Consider the following 20,330-nt stretch of genomic DNA (forward strand, 5'->3'; position numbering starts at 1 on the left):
CGGTGGTACGTTCCAATCAGGGCTTGTAACGCTCCGTCACCTGCGCCGTCTGATCATCCGGCACTTTGACTTCGCTGGTGGGCTGGGTTTGATTCGCGGTTTGGCTGAGCCGCAGGCTTTCGTAGTAATAGCGCATGCGTTCAGCGCCGCCCTCGGCCATTGCGCCGAACGAAACGAAGGTCATCAGGCCGGCCACGATCACGGGTGTGCGTTTCATGGTGCGTCTCCCATAACGGTTAACGGGTGCCTTCCATCCATGAAGCCAGGTCGAAAGGTGATTATCCGCCGATTCCGTTAAACGAGAATTAACCGCAGCCGGTGTTCAGATGTCCGGTGCCGCAGGCGCAAAAAAAGGGGCCGGAATCGGCCCCTGGAAGGATTACTTGGCAACTACCTCGCCTGGGTTCGGCTTGGTCTTGGGCTTGATCAGGCTGAAGTCGATCAAGGCCTTCTGCTCGCGTGCATAGGGGTCGCCGATCAACAGTGGGCGCGCCTTGAAGTCGGCACTGACCAGGCTCTTGCTGCGGTCCAGCTCATCGAAACTCAAGCCTGCCAGGTCGGCCCAGGTGTGGATCAGGTGCGAACTGCTGTACGGCCGGTCCAGGTCGCCGGTGAAGTTCCAGTCATGGGTTTCACGCCATTTTGGCGACGCCCAGGCCATGAACGGGATGGTGTACATCGGCGCCGTCGGTTTGTTTTCGTTGCGCCCCAGGGTGTTGTGCCCCGCGGAGTCGAACACATCCTCGCCATGGTCGGACAGGTACAGCAGGAACCCGTTCGGATCGGCCTTGGCGTAGTCCTTGATCAGGCTGGACACCACGAAGTCGTTGTACAGCACGGCGTTGTCGTAGCTGTTGTAGGTGGGCAACTGATCATCACGCACACCGGGCGGCACGCCATTGCGGTCCTGGAATTTGTCGAAGCTCGGCGGATAGCGGTACTGATAGCTCATGTGCGTACCGAGCAGGTGCACGACGATCAACTTGCGCGGCGCCACATCGGCCAGGGCCTTGTTGAACGGCTCGATCACGTCGCCATCGTACTGGGCGGCGTTCTGGTTACGGTTGTTGTTCAGGTACACCTGTTCGTCGGCCTGCTCGGAGAAGGTCGTGAGCATGGTGTTGCGCTTGGTCATGGTCTGCTGGTTGGTGATCCAGAAGGTCTTGTAGCCGGCCTGTTTCATCATGCTGACCAGCGACGGCGTGGTCAGGTACGCCTCGGGATTTTCCTCGTCGGCGAAAGTCAGCACCTGTTGCAGCGCCTCGATGGTGTAGGGGCGCGGGGTGATGACGTTATCGAAGACCGCCAGTTGATCCTTGAGCTTGTCCAGTTCCGGCGTGGTCTTGCGCGGGTAGCCATACAGGCTCATGCGCTGGCGGTTGGTGGACTCGCCGATGACCAGCACCAGCGTGGTCGGCTGGTTGGCCTGTGCATCCTTGAGGTTTCGCAGAGGCGCTACCTTGCTGGCGCTGTTGAGCATGTCCTGCATGCCGGCCAGGGTATCGAGGTAGCGGTGATAGGCCACGGCCATCTGCCAGGGCACTGCGGGCTCGATGCGGGTTTCGAATTTCTCGAACCCTTCGGCGAAGTTGCCGGTGCGCAGGGTTTGCTTGATCAAGGGGTAACCGACCACGGCCACCACAATCGCCGTTGCCGCCACCAACGCCCGGCCCCGTGGCAAATGCACCGGGCGCAAGCGGGTCCACAGGAAATACGCAAACAGCGTGTGGGCGAGGAACGCCGGGACCATCCACCAGGCAAAGTACTGGGTCATGTACTCGCCGGCTTCCGAGACGTTCGACTCGAACATGATGAAGATGACGCTTTGCGAAAATTCCTGCTGGTAGATGAAGAAATAGCCCAGGCTGGCCATGGAACAGGCCCACAGCACCACGCCGATCACGGCGGCCATGACCCGGGTCTGTTTCGGGAACAGCAGCATGGGCGCCAGCCAGACGGCGCTCATCACGAAGGCCTGGCGAAATCCGGTGAAGCCGGAGGTGCCGGTCAGTTGAATCAGCAGTTGGGTGATGCCAGAGAAATACCAGAAGAAGACGAACAGCCAGAGAAACCCTGCCCAATCGAATCCTTTCGCAGTCGAACTGCTGCGTTGAAACCAAGCCATCGTGCGCTCCAGCCAGAATCACGTTCCACCGTCGGGACTGAGAATGTCCGACGAACGGGCGCCGCGCGGATACCGTGCGGCCACTAAAGGGCCGGAGTATCAACAAGCGGGTGTGAAAGTTTCGTGAGCTTGGCGTGGGCGAATCGTGATGGCATTTCGGAAACAGCTCAGGGGCTGTTTCCGAATCAGGCGGGGGATCAGGCGTGAGGAGCGCGCAAGGTGGTCACCGGCTTCGGAGCCTGGATACCTTGCGTCAGCAGGCGCAATTGTTCGACTTCGTGCTTCAACTGGTCGCGTTCGTCCTGCAACTGACGCAACTCATCGCGGCGGATCGTGACGTAAAGGGTTTGTGCTGGCCGTGCTGCTTGTACTGTGCCCATTGCTCACCTCGCAAATGGCTGTCTCAACTGTAAATCTGCCCCGACATCGGGTGCTGATCTACTATCGGCGCCGATTTTGATTTCTTTTGCCCGGGAATGGAACTTTTTTATTTTTCACTGTCGTTGTGTCTTTGCGACGATTCCCGACGTTATCCATCAGGATCGGGCACAATGCCCGGAAACTTCAGCCCGACGCTCTGGACTAACCCCATTAGTCGCGTTGGGCTATAACCATTGACACACTTTTATTTGTAGTAGGGAGCATCAGCACATGCAACTCGGGATTATTGGACTGGGCCGCATGGGCGGCAATATTGCACGGCGCCTGATGCTCAACGGGCACACCACCGTTGTATTTGACCGCAACAGCGCCTTCGTCGATGCGCTGGTCGCCGAGGGCGCCCAGGGCGCGGCGGACCTGCCCGCCCTGGTAGCGGGCCTGGCCAAGCCACGCGCGGTCTGGGTCATGCTGCCGGCCGGTGCACCGACCGAAGACACCATCGAAACCCTGAGCACCTTGCTCGAACCCGGCGACACCATCATCGACGGCGGCAACACCTTCTATAAGGACGACATCCGTCGCGGCAAGACGCTGGCCAAGAAGGGCCTGCACTACGTCGACGTCGGCACCTCCGGCGGCGTCTGGGGCCTGGAGCGCGGCTACTGCATGATGATCGGCGGCGATGCCGAGACCGTGCGCCGCCTCGACCCGCTGTTCGCCACCCTGGCGCCGGGCATGGGTGACATTCCGCGCACCAAGGACCGCAATTCCGACGACGACCGTGCCGAGCGCGGCTACATCCACGCCGGTCCTGCGGGCGCCGGGCACTTCGTCAAGATGATCCACAACGGCATCGAGTACGGCATGATGCAGGCCTTCGCCGAAGGCTTCGACATCCTCAAGACCAAATCCAGCACCAAGCTGCCGGAAGACCAGCGCTTCGACCTCAACGTGGCCGACATCGCCGAAGTGTGGCGCCGTGGCAGCGTGGTGTCGTCGTGGTTGCTCGACCTGACCGCCGATGCCCTGGCCGCCGATCCGCAGCTCGACGGTTTCTCCGGCTCCGTGGCTGACAGCGGCGAAGGCCAGTGGACCATCGAGGCCGCCATGGAACAAGCGGTGCCGGTGCCGGTGCTGTCCAACTCGCTGTTCGCCCGCTACCGCTCCCGTGGCCAGGGCACCTTCGGTGACAAGGTCCTTTCGGCACAGCGCTTCGGCTTCGGCGGCCACGTGGAGACTTCGAAAAAATGACCCGACTGATCCGCAATAAATCCAAGGCAGAACCCGCACCACCGACCACGCTGTTCCTGTTCGGTGCCCACGGTGACCTGGTCAAGCGCCTGCTGATGCCGGCGCTGTACAACCTGAGTCGCGATGGTCTGCTGGGGGAGGGATTGCGGATCGTTGGCGTTGACCACAACGCCATCACCGATGAAGCCTTCGCGCAGAAGCTCGAGGACTTCATCCGCGCCGAGGTGGCCAGCAAGGTCGGCAAGGCCGATCAGGCCCTTGACCCGCAATTGTGGGACAAGCTGGCCGCCGGCATCAGCTACGTCCAGGGCGATTTCCTCGACGACAGCACCTATCAGGCGCTGGCGGCGAAAATCGCCGCCAGCGGCACCGGCAATGCGGTGTTTTACCTGGCCACCGCGCCGCGTTTCTTCAGTGAAGTGGTGCGCCGCCTGGGCGCCGCCGGTTTGCTGGCGGAAACCCCGGAGGCGTTTCGCCGGGTGGTGATCGAAAAACCTTTCGGTTCCGACCTGCAAACCGCGCAAGCGTTGAATGCCTGCCTGCTCAAGGTGATGACGGAAAGCCAGATCTATCGGATCGACCATTACCTGGGCAAGGAAACCGTACAGAACATTCTGATCAGCCGCTTCTCCAACAGCCTGTTCGAAGCGTTCTGGAACAATCATTACATCGACCACGTACAGATCACCGCCGCCGAAACCGTCGGCGTGGAAACCCGTGGCAGTTTTTACGAACACACCGGCGCCCTGCGGGACATGGTGCCCAACCACCTGTTCCAGTTGCTGGCGATGGTGGCCATGGAGCCGCCGGCTGCCTTCGGCGCCGATGCGGTGCGCGGCGAGAAAGCCAAGGTGGTGGGGGCCATTCGCCCCTGGTCCATCGAAGAGGCGCGGGCCAACTCGGTGCGTGGCCAGTACGGCGCTGGCGAGGTGGACGGCAAGTCATTGCCCGGCTACCGCCAGGAAAACAACGTCGCACCGGACAGCAACACCGAAACCTACGTGGCGCTCAAGGTCATGATCGACAACTGGCGCTGGGTCGGCGTGCCGTTCTACCTGCGCACCGGCAAGCGCATGAGCGTGCGCGACACCGAGATCGTCATCTGCTTCAAACCGGCGCCTTATGCGCAGTTCCGCGACACCGAGGTCGACGAGTTGCAGCCGACCTACCTGCGCATCCAGATCCAGCCCAACGAAGGCATGTGGTTCGACCTGCTGGCCAAGCGTCCGGGGCCGGCGTTGAAAATGGCCAACATCGAGCTGGGTTTTGCCTACAAGGATTTCTTCGAAATGCAGCCGTCCACCGGCTACGAAACGCTGATCTACGACTGCCTGACCGGCGATCAGACGCTGTTCCAGCGCGCCGACAACATCGAAAACGGCTGGCGCGCCGTGCAGCCGTTCCTCGACGCCTGGCGTGAGGACGCCAGCGTACAGGGCTACGCCGCCGGCGAAGACGGACCGAGCGCCGCCGAAGACCTGCTGACCCGCGATGGCCGCGTCTGGCATGGCCTCGGATGAGTGACCAGCCGGCGATTCGCTTTCTGCTCAGCGACATGGACGGCACCTTGCTGCTGCCCGATCACAGCCTGAGCCAGCGCACCATTGAAGCCGTCCGCTCGCTGCGTGAAGCCGGGGTGTTGTTCAGCCTGGCCACCGGGCGTCCACCCAAGGCCATGTTGCAGCAGATCGAAGCCCTGGGCGTCGATCTGCCGACGGCGGCATTCAACGGTGGCACCATCGTCCACCCCGATGGCAGCCTGCTGATCGCGCATTACCTGCCCGCCACGGCGGCGCTGACCACGCTGACGCAGTTTGCCGACCTGCCGGACATCGAGGTCTGGGTGTTCAGTGGCGGCGATTGGCTGGTGAAAGACCCGAACGGGCCGATGGTGCCGAGGGAGCAGCACGGCCTGGGCTACGCGCCGGTGGTCGTGGACAGTTTCGAGCCGTACCTGCAACACATCGACAAGATCGTCGCGGCGAGCAACAACGCACAGTTGCTGATCGAGCTGGAGGCGCAATTACTGCCCAAGGTCGAAGGGCAGGCCCAGGTGTCGCGTTCGCAACCGGTCTACCTGGATGTGACCGCGATGCGGGCCAACAAGGGCGACGCGCTGGCGACCCTGGCCGAGTTTCTCGGCGTGCCGCTGGAGCAGACGGCGGCCATGGGCGACGGCGGCAACGACCCGGCGATGTTCCATCGTGCCGGGCTGTCGATCGCCATGGGGCAGGCGGAAGACGCGGTGAAGCGCCAGGCGGATGTGATGACCGGCGCCAACACCGAGGACGGCGCGGCGCAGGCGATCGAGCGGTACATCCTGCCTCGATAGGTTATGGCACTCACCTACCTCCTTGTGGGAGCGAGCCTGCTCGCGATAGCGGTCTATCTGATCCACCGCCATCGCGAGCAGGCTCGCTCCCACAGAGGGTTGTATCCAGTGCTTGGTGCCTACAACCAATAACTCACCGCATACCACCCCAACACCCCCATCACCACCGTATACGGCAACGCCATCCACACCATCCGCCCATACGACAGGCGAATCAGCGGGGCAATCGCCGAGGTCAGCAGGAACAGGAACGCGGCCTGGCCGTTGGGGGTTGCCACGCTTGGCAGGTTGGTGCCGGTGTTGATGGCAATCGCCAGGGTGTCGAAATGCTCACGGCTGATGTGCCCGGCGAGGAACGCCTGTTTGACTTCGGTGATGTAGATGGTGGCGACGAACACGTTGTCGCTGATCGCCGAGAGCAAACCGTTGGCGATGAACAGCATGCCCGGTTGCTGGTCTGCCGGCAGGGCCAGCACCCACTGGATCAGCGGCGTGAACAGTTGCTGGTCGTGAATCACCGCCACCACCGCGAAGAACACCACCAGCAGCGAGGTGAAGGGCATGGCGTCCTTGAAAGCGCTGCCCAGCCGGTGCTCGTCGGTGATGCCGGTGAACGCGGTGATCAGCACGATCACCATCAAACCGATCAAGCCGACCTCGGCAATGTGAAAGGCCAGGCTGGCGATCAGGATCAACGCGGCGAGGCCCTGGACGATCAGCGCCGCGCGTTGGCGTGCGGTGCGCCCGGCATCGTCTTCGGCGGCGTAGTTGGCCAGCACGGCGCGGACGTTGTCCGGCAGCAATGTGCCGTAACCGAACCAGCGCAGTTTCTCCAGCAGCACGCAGGTCACCAGGCCGGCCACCAGCACCGGCAGGGACACCGGGGCGATTTTCACGAAGAACTCAGTGAAGTTCCAACCCATCTCGTGGCCGATCAGCAGGTTCTGCGGTTCGCCCACCAGCGTGCAGACGCCGCCCAGCGCGGTGCCGACAGCGCCGTGCATCAGCAGGCTGCGCAGGAAGGCGCGGAACTGGTCGAGGTCGTCGAGGCTGAGCTTGGGCAAATGCCGGTCATCGCTGAATTCGCTGTCCTGGCGCGGGTCATTGCCCGAGGCCACTCGGTGATACACCGAATAGAAGCCGACGGCGGCACTGATGATCACGGCCGTCACGGTCAAGGCATCGAGGAAGGCCGAGAGAAACGCCGACAGAAAACAGAACATCAACGCCAGCATGGCCTTGGAGCGAACCCCCAGCAGCAGGCGCGAGAACAGAAACAGCAGCAGGTCTTTCATGAAGTAGATGCCCGCCACCATGAACATCAGCAGCAGGATCACCGGGAAGTTGTGCTGCAACTCCTCATAGAGCGCCTGGGGCGTGGTCATCTTCAGCAGCAGCGCTTCGATCAGCAGCAGGCCGCCGGGCATCAGCGGGTAGCATTTGAGCGCCATGGCCAGGGTGAAAATGAACTCCAGCACCAGCAGCCAACCGGCGGCCACCGGGCCTACGGTCCAGAACATCAGCGCGTTGAGTATTAAAAAGCCGACGACGGTGGCCTTGTACCAGCGCGGTGAGTTGCCGAGAAAATTGTGCGCGAACGCCTGGGCCATCGAACCGGACATCGGCCACTCCTTGTAGTTAGAAGCGCGCAAGTTGCCGTAAGCCGCGGGTAAGATCAAGCGTAGAAAAGTTCGAAGTCACTAGCCCAGGTAGCGTGCGACCATCGCCCGGTAGTTGCCATCGAGTGAATAGCCGCCCACGACAATATTGCCGTCGGCCTGCACGGCCAATGAAGTGGCGGTGTCCGGGCTGCGGCTCAGCCGGGTGCGGACCCAGCCGACGCCCTGGCCGAAATGCTCATCGAGCTGCCCGTCATGGCGGTGCCGCGCCAGGATGAAGTCCGCCTCGATTCCCCCGATCGTGGCGCCTGCGGTCAACACGCTGCCGTCAGGCAGGCGGTGCGCGGCGGTCCATTGGCAGCCGCTGCGGCCGATTTCCAGCAGCCGGGGTTGGCCGTCGTTATCGTGCAGGTCCGGTCGGCCATTGCCGTGGAGTTTCAGCGCCATGCAGTGCATCGGGTCACGGCTGGTCCCGAAGCAGTGTAAGTCGCCGTTGTCATGCTGGACGATCTGGCTGACCTGGGCGCGACGGCCCTGGGCCATGAAACTCATGAAACCGTCCAGGGCAAAGCGCTCATCCAGCGAGCCGTCGCTTTGATAGCGCGCGAGCAGACCTTCTTCGGGAAAATTGATCGAGCCGCCCACCAGGATTCGCCCGTCGCGCTGCACCAGCAGGCTGCCGAGCCAGGTGTTCATCAGCAAATGCCTGACCAGCACGAAACCGCGCCCGTTGAACGTGATGTCCGGCGAGCCGTCGGCGTTGAGGCGAATGATCAGGCCAACGTGATCGGCCTGTTCGAAATGATGGTTGGCCAGCAGCAGGATTTTGCCATCGGCCTGTACCTGGACATCACAGACTTCGGCGCCTGGCACGCCCGGTGGCAGCCAGGTGTCGCGCGCGCCTCGGGACAGGTGGCCAGGCAGGCGGACCACGCAACGTCCGTTGTCGGCGAACGAGCGCACCGGGTTACCGTGTTGATCGAACAGGGCGAGGGCGGGGAGGGTGTGGGTGGCGTCTTCGTAATGCAAGCCAGCCACCAGCAGGTGGCCATCGGCAAGGACCCGGACATTGCCGGCCATGGCCTCGAAGCCGGGTTCGAACTGGCCGACGACGCTGCCCTGTCGGCCGAACGCCAGGTCCGCCGAACCGTCCGGCAGCAGTCGCGCCAGGCCAAAGCGGCTGCCTCCCGGCGTGCCGACTTTCGCCGCGATCAGCAGGCGCCCGGCCGCGTCGATGGCAACGCCATTGGTCATGCTGCTCAGGCTGCCGGCGAAGTAGACCTGGGTGATGCCGGTGCCGGCGAAGGTGTCATCGAGTTTGCCGGCGTCGGTGTGTGCCAGGTGTGGGGCAAAAGCGGTCTGGGCTGACCCGATCTGGATGGACATGCACGCATCTCCTTGCGAGTCGTCGTGATCCAGGGTTGGGTGTGGCGACTGGGGAAACATTCAACGCCGGAATGGCCCAATGCACAACTGGCAGAAATAACAGGCGGAGGGTCGCTGTGTGCCAGAACATTGTCTTTTCGAACCAGTACTAAGCCTGCCAACAAGTGGGCGCAGGAAAGTTCGAAAAACAGCAATGACGAAAGTGTTGGTTTTTACCACCAACGAACTAACGAATAGACAGGGGGAAGGCGGATTACTTGCGGTAATCCGCCTGATACTTAGTGCGGCATAGACCAGGGTTGCAGTGCGTAACCTTCCTGGCTCAGCTCTTTGCGGGCTTCTTCCAGAACATGTTCGAGTTGCGCGGGGTCGGCGTAGGCGCTGCTTGGGATCTGCGTGCGGCCAATGCGGTTGTTGGTGCGGTCGATGACGGTCAGGCTGAGTTCGCCATTGCCGTCTTGTGGGGCCCAGGCCACGCATTGAAATGGCTGGAATGCGCGGTCGGCAATCAAAAGAGCTTCGTTGATACGGAGCGGGGCGGTCATGGGGTCTTCTCTCTGTGTGCCCAATCAAATGATGTGCCGTCGGTTGGGCGTACCGTTCGGCTGGTTACTTGTACTGATGCCTGCTACCCGTGGGTGGGTCACATATTATTAAAAGAAATCTCGACTTTTTTGTCCTGGCTCAATTTTTCCGGCGTTTTTGAAAGCGTAATGAAAGACTCGACTCGTTAGTTAACTAATGGACCGCGGCTTATATCCGCAGGAGCGAAAACCTTTAGACAAACGGTCCAGGCCTGCGTCAAATTCTTGCTAACGTTACAGTCGGGCTTGCCAAATGGCTGTTTTTAATAAAATTCCTCTGATTTGGCGCCAAGGAATAGTCATGATTGAAGCGCCTGCATCAAGACGTCTATTAGTGGTCGACCCCTGCGACGACTGCCATCGTTTACTGCCCGGTTTGCGCGACATCGGCTGGGACGTCGACAGCTGCAGCCTGGACAATGCCGTCGATCGCCCGTGCGATGTGGGCCTGTTGCGTTTGCAGCCGTTTCACCTGGAAAGCCCGGAAGCGGTCAAGGATCTGATCACCCGCAGCAATGCCGAGTGGATTGCCGTGCTGGATGCGCAAATGCTGCGGCTGCAGAACGTCGGGGATTTCGTTTGCGAATGGTTTTTCGATTTCCACACCTTGCCGTTCGATGTGTCCAGGGTTCAGGTGACCCTCGGCCGCGCGTTCGGCATGGGGCGCCTGCGTGGCCAGGGCACGGTGCATATCGAGCCCGAGCACGAGCATGAGCTGCTGGGTGACAGCAAGTCGATTCGCGAACTGCGCAAGCTGCTGAGCAAACTGGCGCCCACCGAGTCGCCGGTGCTGATTCGCGGCGAAAGCGGCACCGGTAAAGAATTGGTCGCCCGCACCCTGCATCGACAATCCCAGCGACACAACAAACCGTTTATCGCGATCAATTGCGGTGCGATCCCCGAACATCTGATCCAGTCCGAACTGTTTGGCCATGAAAAGGGCGCGTTCACCGGCGCCCATCAGCGCAAGATCGGGCGGATCGAAGCCGCCAACGGCGGCACGCTGTTCCTCGACGAAATCGGTGACCTGCCGCCGGAATTGCAAGCCAACCTGCTGCGCTTTCTCCAGGAGAAACACATCGAGCGGGTGGGCGGCAGTCAGCCAATACCTGTGGATGTGCGGGTTTTGGCCGCGACCCACGTCGACCTCGAAGTCGCCATCGGCAAGCAGCGCTTTCGCGAAGATCTGTATTACCGCCTGAATGTGTTGCAGGTGGTCACCGCGCCGCTGCGTGAACGCAATGGCGACCTGGCCATGCTGGCCAACCATTTCTCCCATTTCTACAGCCGAGAAACCGGACGACGACCACGCAGCTTCAGCGAGGATGCGCTGGTGGCCATGGGCAACCATGACTGGCCGGGCAACGTCCGCGAGCTGGCCAACCGGGTGCGTCGCGGATTGGTGCTGGCCGAGGGCCGACAGATCGAGGCCCGGGACCTGGGCCTGATCAGCCACCAGGCGTCGGCATCACCGATGAGCACGCTGGAAGACTACAAAATGCGCGCCGAACGCCAGGCCCTGTGTGATGTGCTCAACCGACACAGCGACAACCTGAGCATCGCCGCCAAAGTCCTGGGAATCTCCAGACCCACCTTCTACCGGCTGTTGCACAAACACCAGATCAGATAACAGCGACAATCCTCGCCCCCGCGGCTTGCCCGGATCCCTTGTGGGAGCGGGCTTGCTCGCGATGGTCGTTAACGATAACGCGGGCTGTCTGGATGCCCGCGGTGCCTGGGTGTCCATCGCGAGCAGGCTCGCTCCCACAGGTTTTGTGTCGATCACACATCTCGCGGCTTGCCCGGATCCCCCTTGTGGGAGCGAGCCTGCTCGCGATGGTCGTTAACGATGACGCTGGCTGTCTGAATGCCCGCGGTGCCTGGGCGTCCATCGCGAGCAAGCTCGCTCCTACAGGTTTTTGTGGTGATCCTCGATCTCGCGGCTTGCCCGGATCCCTTGTGGGAGCGGGCTTGCCCGCGATGGTCGTTAACGATAACGCTGGCTGTCTGGATGCCCGCGGTGTCTGGGCGTTCATCGCGAGCATGCTCGCTCCTACAGGTTTTGTGTCGATCACACATCTCGCGGCTTGCCCGGATCCTCCTTGTGGGAGCGAGCCTGCTCGCGATGGTCGTTAACGATGACGCTGGCTATCTGGATGCCCACGGTGCCTGGACGTCCATCGCGAGCAGGCTCGCTCCCACGGATCGTATGAACGACCAACGCCCACTGCATGGCTGCAGCGGGCGTTGTTGGTCTGGGGGGATCAGAAGTAGTACGGGAATTTCAGGCTGAAGGAGAAGTCCGGCGCGTCTTCGGTCAGGCCGATGGCCAGTTGTGGGACGATCGTCAGGTTGGGGGTGGCGGCCAGGGTCATGCCGATGTTGAAGTTGGCCGAGTTGTAGTCGCTGTTGGTGATCGACTGCCAGTCGCCGCCGTCCGGTTTGATTTTGCTCTTGCGGGCGAACTGGTCGGTGAACGAGAACGACATACTCATCTTCTCGTTCAAGGCGAAGGCAATACCGGCGCCGACCTGCCAGGAGTCACCCAGCTTCACGTCGCCCTTGACCTTGGAACCGACCTGAGGACTGATATCGCTGAACGAATCCTGCATGTTGTAGGTGTAGGACAAGGTGCCGAACAGCACGGCCGGGTCATAGGTCTTGACCAGCGAGATACCCGGCGTAATCGCCCAGACACCGTTGCCGGTAGGCAGGGACTCGGGTACCGCGAGGTTGTCGTTGTTCGGGTCTTCCACCAGTTTGATGCCGTAAGGGTCCTTGCCCGTTGGCGCCTTGATGCGCAAGGTAGCCACGGCGTCCGGCAGGTCAGCCGTTTCATCAATGAATTTGTAGGCCACGCCGACGTTCACATCGCCGATTTCCGGGTCGCGGGTGACGGTAGCGTCAGACGTCACCGGGCCAGCGCCACCGGCGCCTCCGGAGGAATACGTCGATTCGCGATAGACCACGGGTACGTTGATGTCGAACTGCCAACGCTGTGCCACGTTGTAGCGGGCGGTCAGGTCCAGGGTCCAGTTGTCGGCCTTGATCCGGTCCAGGTTGATGTTGCCGAGGAAAATCGAGTCCAGTGCCAGGAAACCGTTGAGCGTCAATGCACGGGTATCGTAGTGGGTGTAGGTCAGGCCGGTTTCGACGCTGAACTTGCCGCCACCGAAGAAGCCGCTGGCTTCGTCGTACAGGTTGGAGACACTCTGTGCCGGTTGTGAATCATCCGCCAATGACTGGCCGTAGGAACTGCCCGAGGCGCCCGGGGCCCCGGAGGCCACGGTCTGGCCCTTGGTCGGGTCGGCGGGGGATTTGGTAAGGCGTTTGGGAGCAGGCGCCGCCGGGGTTTCTTCTACCTGGCGAACGCGCTGCTCGAGGACCATCAGGGCATTCTGTTGTGCTTCATAACGTTGCTTGAGCTCCATGAGTTCTTGTTTTAGTGCTTCGACCTGAGGGTCCGGGGCCGCATACAGCAATGTGGCCGGGGCCAGGCTACTCAAACAAACGACAACTTTGAACGTTGAAGATCGGTGCATGGGTGAGCCGTCCCTTCTGACTGCATCTGATGAGACTCAGCGTAGATCAAAATCCCATGGTGCGAAGACCTTTGAGCTGATCCAGATTGCCGGTCAGCGCCGCGCCGGAAGGCACGTTGTCACGCAGCACGACATTGAGCGACGTGAGGTTCCTGACCTGGTTGCCAGCGCCCAGCAAAGTCGTGTTCTGCATCAGGCCACCCTGGCCCAGGCGCTGCATTGCGCTGCCCTGATTATTGTTGGCAACGATGTTGAGTTGCACGCCGCCGCCGGTCGAAGACACGCTCATCGCGCCAGCTTCATTACTGCCTGTCAGGGTCGAGCCTGAGGCCAGTACCTGGCCCTGGGGTGGCGTGACCGAGGCCTCGTTGCCGCGGGTGACGTTGATGCCCACATCGTTGTAGGCCGCGTTGTTGTCGCCGGCGGCACGCACCACCTGGGTGACACCGTTGGTGTTGTTGAGGCCAGCGCCGCCGGTCACGTTGCCGGTGCCTCGCGCGGTGGAGGTGCCCGTTCCGGTATGGTCGATGGTCGATACATAGAACTGCGGCGTGATGGTGGTTTTTTGCACCTGCATCGTCGTGGTGGCGCCGATGGTCGAGCCATTGGCGTTCTGCCAGACACTGGTCATGACAATGCCGAAACTGACGATCCGTCCCGGCATGACGTAGCGGCCGCGAAGGCTCGCCAATTCTGAATCCTTCAGTTCGATGGGTTTGAATATTTCTGCCTGGATCGGCAGGCTGGCGGCCATACAAACCACCGCTAGCCAGGTTGGAGTTTTCATTGAATGCTCCCGGAGCGTCGTGCCCCTTTATTCTTAGAAGAAGTCACTTCGAATGAAGCCGAAATCCATCAGCTCTACATCCTTGACCGGGGCGAATTCGTTGACGCGATTCTTGGCGGTCAAAGGGATTGGCGGATCGAGCAATGCGTTGTTCTTGTCGTAACCCTGGCCGATGACGGCGAAGATGATGCCGTTCCAGCCTTTGACGAAGTCATCCACTTTGTAGCGTTTGTGGCCGAGCACCGGATCACCGATGTACACCCAACCCCTGTCGACGCGTTGCAGCACCACGAAGTGCTTGTAGCCACGCACATCCATGAGCACCACCACGGGAATCTTGACGTCGTTCAGGGTTTCCGGTGCCACTTTGTAACCACGGGCCCGCATGCCGAGACTTTCCACGTACTTCTTCATGTCGAGCATGGAGAAGCCCTGGGTACGCACCAGGTTCTGGTCGGCGTGGGCCAGCATGCCTTCAATGATCTGTTCTTCATTGACGTCTAGCCAATAGGCCTGACGCAGAATGGTGGCCAGTGCGGCAGCACCACAACTGAAGTCGGTTTTCTGTTGCACCAGGTCGGCAAACTTGCGCTCGCGCACACTCTGGATCGGCTTGTAGATCACCGCGCCCCCAGGTAAGACAGAAAGCGGCATTTGAGCCGCCTCGATCACACTGGTTACGCACAGCAGGACTGCCAAGGCGAGAATGCGCATGGTCGGACGCCTTCCGGTTGCGTTGAGAAAGGCCCCCGTCAGGGGGCCTCCAGGCTCAGCAGTTAGAACGATTGGTTGGAGATGGCCAACGAGTTGCTTTGTTGGTTGCCCACGCCAGCCGCCACGTTCACACCCAGGTTGCCGCTGCCACCGTTCACCGAACCACTCAGGGTTGCAGTGTTGGTCACAGGGTTCAGCCAGCCGACTTGAGTGAGAACCTGATAGGACACAGTGTTGCTCAGCTCAAACGCGCTGCTTTCGCTGTAGTTCTTCGCAAAGTCTTTCGACGAAGAGGACGATTGTTCGCCCGACTTGTCGTACGAAGAGCTGAACGACTTGGTGAACGAGGATTCGTGCGAGTTATCGTACGAGGAGTTGCTGGTGTTGCTGGTTTCGGTGTTGACGGATGCATCGAGGTTAGCCGTCACGTTCGCGTTGCCACTGGCGCTGCGAGTGCGATCACCGTTGCCGTTGTTCCAGGTAACCGAGCGCGAGCCCTCGATCCCGGCAGTCAGGTTGGCAGTGATGGATGCTGCGCTGGTGGAGGCGGAGTCAGCGCTTTGCGAGCCGCTGGAGTCATGGGATTTCGAGCCGCTGGCGTCAAAGGCGTTGGAACCGCTGGCTGCCCAGTTGCTCGAAGAGTTCCTTTCGGAACTGCCGCTGACATCTTTGTTGTACGACTTGCTGCCGGCGAGCGTAGTGGTCAGCGAGTACGTTGCCACGGCAAGATCGGCATTGGCGCGGTTGTTCACGGTCAGGCCAGGCCCGCTCTGTTCGGCAGAAGCAGTGGCGGATGCACTACCCAATGGCGAATTGGAGTTGGCAATGGCCATGGTGTTTTTCTGTTGGTTGAGGTCGCCACCGGCAATGTTGATGCCCATGTTGCCGCTGCCGCCGTTACCCGAGCCGCTCATCACGCCAGAGTTGGTGGTGGAGTAGTTGTCGACCCGGTTGTTGTTGCTGTACTGGTTGACTCGGGCAGTAGCCGTTGCATTGCCGAACACGAAGCTGTTGTCCAGGCTCGAGTCCGAGGATGCGTTGGCGATGGCAGCCGCGTTGTCTTGTTGGTTGCCGTTACCGGCCGCCACGTTGACACCCACGTTACCGCTGGCGCCACTTGCCGAACTGCTCATCTCGGCAGAGTTCTGGGTGCCTTCGTTCAGGATGCGGTTGCCGGTACTGGTTTGCCGGTCCGTTGCCGTTGCCGTGGCGGAGACAAGGATTTTCGTAGGAGGAGGAGTGTGGTTATGGCCATTACCGTGGCCACGACGATCGCCCTGTTCAGCTTGTACAGCAACAGCCATGAGCGCAGCAATTGCGAAAACCAGAGGCTTGAGTGCCATCGAAGGTTTCATGGTGATTCTCCGTACTTATTTAGGTTAAGTGTTGTTTTTACCTGTTCGGATCAATCCGCGATCCGTACGCTGAAGGTGTTGGCCATTTGGTTTCCCACCCCTGCGCTCTGGTTCAACTGAATAACCCCACGGCTCCCGGTGAAAGCCTGATCACTGGTGGTGACCTGGCGAGTGCCTGATGCGGAGTCAATTGGACCGGAGTTGTTGAGCAGCGCCACGTTCTGTTGCATGAGGACGCTGTCGTCGAGACTTTGTGGCTGCGCACCGATGCTGATGCGCAGCGCGTTGGCTTGCTGAGTGCCGGCACCCGCGCTCTGGTTCACGCCCAGTGCGCCGCTGCCATTGGTGAAGGAGTTGCCCTGGATGCTGGCCGTGGCGTCGACCCTGGGGTCGTGCGCCGTGTTCAGCCGTTGGCGAATCTGCGTGGTCGCGTTGGCATCACGGCCAATGGCGAAGGCCCGGGCGTTGGCCTGTTGCTGTTGGTCGCCAGCGGCCTGGTTGACCCCGACGTTGCCCGAGTAGCTCGCGCCGGAGTTGTCGATGGTGGCCGTGTCCACCACCGGTGAACCGGCGAAGGCCGTTGCACTGCAAAACATGGCGATCATGAGCAGCGTGCGATTCATATCAACGGTCTCCCGTGATGATTTTCAGCGCGCCCATGCCTTGCTGGACACTCGAATTGACCATGTTGGCAATGCCGTTGCCACCGCCGGTCGCACGGCCACCGGCCTGGTTGGCCAGTTGGTTCTGCGTGCTGATGTTGCCGCCCAGGTTGGTAGGGCCGTTCAGGTTCATCATGCTGGAGATGCCTGAGCCGCTGGCGATGCCGGCGAATTCACCGTCGCTCAATTCGTTGGTTTGCTGCAGGACATACTGCGAGGGGTTGGCGTTGACAGTCGTCGGGTTGGGGTCGGGAATCACCGGCGCCCGGGTCGCCATGCGGGGTTGCACATCGCGTGTGATAACGATGATGCCGTTGTCTGCCTGAGCAGACAGGCTGATGATCGAGCCGAACGTGACTCCGGTCAGCATCAGGCTTACAAAGCGTTTATCGAACATCCCCACGGTGGCAATTCCTTCTGTAAATGGAACGCTAACCCAATTGAACGTTGCGAGGGGTAGAGAGCAGAAGGTGTGCCGCTTTTGCTTTTTGTTGTAAAAACAGTGACTTGGGTGTAGTTGTTCGAGAGGGCTGGAAAAATCTGTATCAACACCGAGACAAAGCTGCGCCGCAACCGCGTCAATACGGGCAGTATTGCTAAGCAGCGGCGTCGCAGGCAGGTTGTATCAGTGGAGTAACATTTTTCGAGACAAATGCCTCGAACGCTCTGGCTCAAGGGTTTGAGGCAAGCGCAGTGTTTCAGGAATGGACAAATGCGCCGGGATTTGGCGTCCCGGTCAGGTCTTCAGCAAGTTTTTTACCGCGATGAAGGCGGCATCCTTGCGCTGTTGCCAATCTCCTTGCACCACCTGATAAGGCTGTTGGTGCAGGTCCAGCCAGCGGCGACTGTCATGGAAAAACGCCTGACGGTCTGCCAGTTGTGGTTGGCATCGCTGGCCGTCGTCGTGCCATTCGACTGTCTCGGGGCTCAGCAACAAGTGCAGGTCGTAGCGACGTGCCATTAGTGCTGGCTCCAACCAGTCGGGGCAATCGCTGAACAACGCGCGGCTCCACAGGATGTTGCTCAACAAGTGCGTATCGAGAATCAGCAGGGGCGGTCGTTTGGCCCGCGCTTCGTCCTCCCAGGCCAGCTGGCCATGTGCTATTGATGCAATGTCATCGTAGCAGGTTTCCCGGGCATTTCTCTCGATAAAGTGCCGAACATACTCTTCGACCAATATGCCGCCAAAATTGGCGTGAATCTCACCTGAGAGCCAGCTTTTGCCACTCGATTCCGGCCCCGTCAGCACCACTACCTTCATGAGCCGAGCACCGGATCACTACGCCAGGCGCGCCAGCCCTGGATGGCCAGCAGGGTAAACAGGCCATACAGGGCCGCCGTCAGGTACATGTCCTTATAAATGAACAGGCCGACGAACACGCAATCCAGCACGATCCACAGCGGCCAGCATTGCAGGCGTTTGTGCGCCATCCAGAACTGCGCCACCAGGCTGAAGGCGGTGAGGGCGGCATCCAGCCAGGGTTGGGCCGCGTCGGTCCAGTGCGCCATGGCCGCGCCGAGCAGCAGGCTGCCGAGGGCGCCAAGCGCCAACCCGGAGGCCATCGCCGGCGCACCCAACCGGCTGACGGTGCGGCCCTGATGTTCTGCACCGAAGCGCGTCCACTGCCACCAGCCGTACAGTTGCAACGCGGCATAGATCACTTGCAGGAGCATGTCCGAGTACAGCTTCACCTCGAAAAAGATCCAGCTATATAGAAGCACCATGACCAGGCCGATCGGCCAGCACCAGGGGTTTTGCCTGACCGTGAGCCACACGGCGATCACGCCGAGGACGGCAGCCAACAGTTCAAGCCCGGACATGCACTGACCCTGGGGGAAAAGAAGAGGGGGCGGATTGTACCGACAGGCGCCGCCGAACAGAACCGGCGCGCGAAAAGTCCCGCAGCAACGGTGGTCGTTGCTGCGGGAAGGGCTTTAAACGCGGAACTGCTTGAGCAGGGCGTTCAACTGTTCGCTCAAGTCCTTGAGCCGCACGCTGGCCACGCTCGACTGTTCCGCCGCCAGCGCGGTGCTGTGGGACAACCCGGCAGCCTGGGTGACGTTCTGGTTGATGTCCTCGACCACATGCGCCTGTTGCAGGGTGGCACTGGCGATGGAAGTGTTCAGCCCATTGAGGTTGCGCAGCGCCTGGCCGATGGCGTTCAGGCTCGCCCCGGCGAGGCCGGCCTGTTCGATGGTCAGCTGGGAGGCGCGGCTGCTGTCGCCGATGACCTTGACCGCCGCTTCGGAGTGGCTTTGCAGGCGCTCGATCATCGACTGGATCTCGGCCGTGGACTTTTGCGTGCGTTGCGCCAGCAGGCGTACTTCATCGGCGACCACCGCGAACCCGCGACCTTGCTCGCCGGCACGCGCAGCCTCGATGGCGGCATTGAGCGCCAGCAGGTTGGTCTGCTCGGCAATGGAGCGGATCACTTCTAGCACGCTGCCGATCTGGGTGCTTTCGGTGGCCAGGGTACGGATGACTTCCACCGCCTGGTCGATGGTGGAGGACAACTTGTCGATCTGTTCCAGGCTGCTGTCGATGTTGACCTGGCCCTGCTGCGCCTGGGATTCGGCGTCGCGCATTTCGCTCGCGGCCTGCTCGGCGTTCTTTGCCACGTCCTGCACGCCGTAGGTCACTTCATTAATAGCGGTGGCCACCAGTTCCATCTGTTGCGATTGCTGCTGGCTGCGCTGCTGGGCCTGGGCGGCATCGTTGCCCAGCTCGCTGGACGACTGGCCCAGGGCGCCGGCCGACACTTGCAGTTGACTGATCACCCCGCGCAGCTTGGCGGTGAAGGCGTTGAAGTGATGCGCCAGTTGCGTGACTTCGTCCTGGCCGTGGGTGTCGAGGCTGCGGGTCAGGTCGCTTTCGCCGCTGGCGATGTTGGCCATGGCGTTCACGGTTTCCTGCAGGGGGCGCACGATGCTGCGGGCGATCAGGATCACCAGCAAGGCCATGACGAGGGCGATCGCCAGGCCGACACCCGACGCTTTCCACACCTGGCCCATAAACTCGGCCTGCATGTCGTCGATGTACACGCCCGAGCCGATCACCCAGCCCCAGGGTTGGAACAGTTGCACGTAGGAGGTTTTTTCCACCGGCTCGCTGGCGCCGGGTTTCGGCCAGCGATAGTCGATGGCGCCGCCGCCCTTGGCCTTGGCCAGCGCGACCATTTCGTTGAACACCGCAAACCCGTCCGGATCGCGGATCGCCGAGAGGTTCTGGCCGTCCAGTTTCTGGTTGACCGGGTGCATGATCATCACCGGGGTCAGGTCGTTGATCCAGAAATACTCGTTCTGGTCATAGCGCAGGCCGCGCACGGCACTCAGTGCCTGCTTCTGCGCCGCTTCGCGGGTGAGGGTGCCGGAGGTTTCCAGGCCGTGGTAATAGCTCAGAATACCGCTGGCGGTCTGTACCACATGCTGGGTTTTCTGCGCCTTGGCGTAAGAGAGGTCGTCGTGAATCTGCTTGAGCATCAGCACACCCAGCGTCAAAAGCATCATGACGGCGACGATCAATATGAGCCACAAACGGCGGCTGATCGACATACTGCGCAAGCTGTTCATAGCACTGTCACTCCGGTGTTTT

20 protein-coding genes are annotated in these 20,330 nt (G+C 61.1%); 5 read left to right on the forward strand and 15 right to left on the reverse strand.

From position 1 onward, the window contains the following. Nucleotides 1-16 precede the first annotated feature (16 nt). The 3 genes from ABVN20_RS21830 to ABVN20_RS21840 all read right to left on the reverse strand — a co-directional run bounded on the left by ABVN20_RS21830 (nt 17) and on the right by ABVN20_RS21840 (nt 2,505). Nucleotides 17-217 carry a hypothetical protein gene (locus tag ABVN20_RS21830; protein WP_368557828.1) on the reverse strand — a complete coding sequence of 67 codons (201 nt, stop codon included), beginning with the start codon at nt 215-217 and terminating at the stop codon, nt 17-19. 162 nt (nt 218-379) lie between these two features. Beyond that, nucleotides 380-2,125, reverse strand: a complete 1,746-nt coding sequence (locus tag ABVN20_RS21835) for a phosphoethanolamine transferase CptA (protein WP_368557829.1) — start codon at nt 2,123-2,125, stop codon at nt 380-382. A gap of 197 nt (nt 2,126-2,322) precedes the next feature. Beyond that, nucleotides 2,323-2,505: a DUF6026 family protein gene (locus tag ABVN20_RS21840; protein ID WP_368557830.1), complete on the reverse strand. Its 183-nt coding sequence runs from the start codon at nt 2,503-2,505 to the stop codon at nt 2,323-2,325. Between the two features lie 271 nt (nt 2,506-2,776). Here ABVN20_RS21840 and gnd point away from each other — a divergent pair, with 271 nt between their 5' ends. From gnd to ABVN20_RS21855, 3 genes are read left to right on the forward strand one after another with little or no spacing between them, the layout of a single operon-like run. Beyond that, nucleotides 2,777-3,757: a phosphogluconate dehydrogenase (NAD(+)-dependent, decarboxylating) gene (gnd, locus tag ABVN20_RS21845; protein WP_368557831.1), complete on the forward strand. Its 981-nt coding sequence runs from the start codon at nt 2,777-2,779 to the stop codon at nt 3,755-3,757. Next, on the forward strand, nt 3,754-5,277 hold the full coding sequence (gene zwf / locus ABVN20_RS21850; RefSeq protein WP_368557832.1) for a glucose-6-phosphate dehydrogenase: 1,524 nt from the start codon (nt 3,754-3,756) through the stop codon (nt 5,275-5,277). Before gnd ends, zwf begins: the two co-directional genes overlap by 4 nt. Continuing rightward, the gene (locus ABVN20_RS21855) at nt 5,274-6,089 is read left to right on the forward strand and encodes an HAD family hydrolase (RefSeq protein WP_368557833.1); all 816 of its coding nucleotides are present in this window, start codon (nt 5,274-5,276) and stop codon (nt 6,087-6,089) included. The genes zwf and ABVN20_RS21855 overlap by 4 nt, the downstream gene beginning before the upstream one ends. A gap of 119 nt (nt 6,090-6,208) precedes the next feature. Here ABVN20_RS21855 and nhaB read toward each other — a convergent pair whose 3' ends face one another. From nhaB to ABVN20_RS21870, 3 genes are all read right to left on the reverse strand, one after another. After that, nucleotides 6,209-7,711, reverse strand: coding sequence for a sodium/proton antiporter NhaB (gene nhaB / locus ABVN20_RS21860; protein ID WP_368557834.1), 1,503 nt, complete (start codon nt 7,709-7,711; stop codon nt 6,209-6,211). 78 nt (nt 7,712-7,789) lie between these two features. Further along, nucleotides 7,790-9,094 carry a hypothetical protein gene (locus ABVN20_RS21865; RefSeq protein ID WP_368557835.1) on the reverse strand — a complete coding sequence of 435 codons (1,305 nt, stop codon included), beginning with the start codon at nt 9,092-9,094 and terminating at the stop codon, nt 7,790-7,792. Nucleotides 9,095-9,372: 278 nt separating this feature from the next. Further along, nucleotides 9,373-9,639, reverse strand: coding sequence for a hypothetical protein (locus ABVN20_RS21870; RefSeq protein WP_368557836.1), 267 nt, complete (start codon nt 9,637-9,639; stop codon nt 9,373-9,375). 340 nt (nt 9,640-9,979) lie between these two features. Here ABVN20_RS21870 and ABVN20_RS21875 point away from each other — a divergent pair, with 340 nt between their 5' ends. Both ABVN20_RS21875 and ABVN20_RS21880 read left to right on the forward strand, forming a co-directional pair. Beyond that, entirely contained in the window at nt 9,980-11,308 is a 1,329-nt protein-coding gene (locus ABVN20_RS21875; protein ID WP_368557837.1) for a sigma 54-interacting transcriptional regulator, read from the forward strand. Between the two features lie 61 nt (nt 11,309-11,369). Continuing rightward, a complete protein-coding gene (locus tag ABVN20_RS21880) occupies nt 11,370-11,525 on the forward strand; it encodes a DUF3693 domain-containing protein (RefSeq protein ID WP_368558693.1) in 156 nt (51 codons plus the stop codon). Between the two features lie 417 nt (nt 11,526-11,942). Here ABVN20_RS21880 and ABVN20_RS21885 read toward each other — a convergent pair whose 3' ends face one another. From ABVN20_RS21885 to ABVN20_RS21925, 9 genes are all read right to left on the reverse strand, one after another. Next, a complete protein-coding gene (locus ABVN20_RS21885; protein ID WP_368557838.1) occupies nt 11,943-13,220 on the reverse strand; it encodes a hypothetical protein in 1,278 nt (425 codons plus the stop codon). A 46-nt stretch (nt 13,221-13,266) separates the two neighbouring features. After that, on the reverse strand, nt 13,267-14,007 hold the full coding sequence (locus ABVN20_RS21890; RefSeq protein WP_368557839.1) for a hypothetical protein: 741 nt from the start codon (nt 14,005-14,007) through the stop codon (nt 13,267-13,269). Between the two features lie 33 nt (nt 14,008-14,040). Continuing rightward, nucleotides 14,041-14,721 (reverse strand): C39 family peptidase, encoded by a 681-nt coding sequence (locus ABVN20_RS21895; protein WP_368557840.1) that lies wholly within the window; start codon nt 14,719-14,721, stop codon nt 14,041-14,043. A 62-nt stretch (nt 14,722-14,783) separates the two neighbouring features. After that, a complete protein-coding gene (locus ABVN20_RS21900) occupies nt 14,784-16,076 on the reverse strand; it encodes a heme utilization protein (protein ID WP_368557841.1) in 1,293 nt (430 codons plus the stop codon). 50 nt (nt 16,077-16,126) lie between these two features. Beyond that, on the reverse strand, nt 16,127-16,699 hold the full coding sequence (locus ABVN20_RS21905) for an adhesin (RefSeq protein ID WP_368557842.1): 573 nt from the start codon (nt 16,697-16,699) through the stop codon (nt 16,127-16,129). Between the two features lies 1 nt (nt 16,700). Further along, nucleotides 16,701-17,141: a hypothetical protein gene (locus ABVN20_RS21910; protein WP_368557843.1), complete on the reverse strand. Its 441-nt coding sequence runs from the start codon at nt 17,139-17,141 to the stop codon at nt 16,701-16,703. Between the two features lie 333 nt (nt 17,142-17,474). Next, nucleotides 17,475-17,999 carry an AAA family ATPase gene (locus ABVN20_RS21915; protein WP_368557844.1) on the reverse strand — a complete coding sequence of 175 codons (525 nt, stop codon included), beginning with the start codon at nt 17,997-17,999 and terminating at the stop codon, nt 17,475-17,477. Further along, a complete protein-coding gene (pnuC, locus tag ABVN20_RS21920; protein WP_368557845.1) occupies nt 17,996-18,559 on the reverse strand; it encodes a nicotinamide riboside transporter PnuC in 564 nt (187 codons plus the stop codon). Before pnuC ends, ABVN20_RS21915 begins: the two co-directional genes overlap by 4 nt. A 114-nt stretch (nt 18,560-18,673) precedes the next feature. Continuing rightward, the gene (locus ABVN20_RS21925; RefSeq protein WP_368557846.1) at nt 18,674-20,308 is read right to left on the reverse strand and encodes a methyl-accepting chemotaxis protein; all 1,635 of its coding nucleotides are present in this window, start codon (nt 20,306-20,308) and stop codon (nt 18,674-18,676) included. Nucleotides 20,309-20,330 lie beyond the last annotated feature (22 nt).

Source organism: Pseudomonas sp. MYb118, assembly GCF_040947875.1.
Taxonomy (GTDB): Bacteria; Pseudomonadota; Gammaproteobacteria; order Pseudomonadales; family Pseudomonadaceae; genus Aquipseudomonas.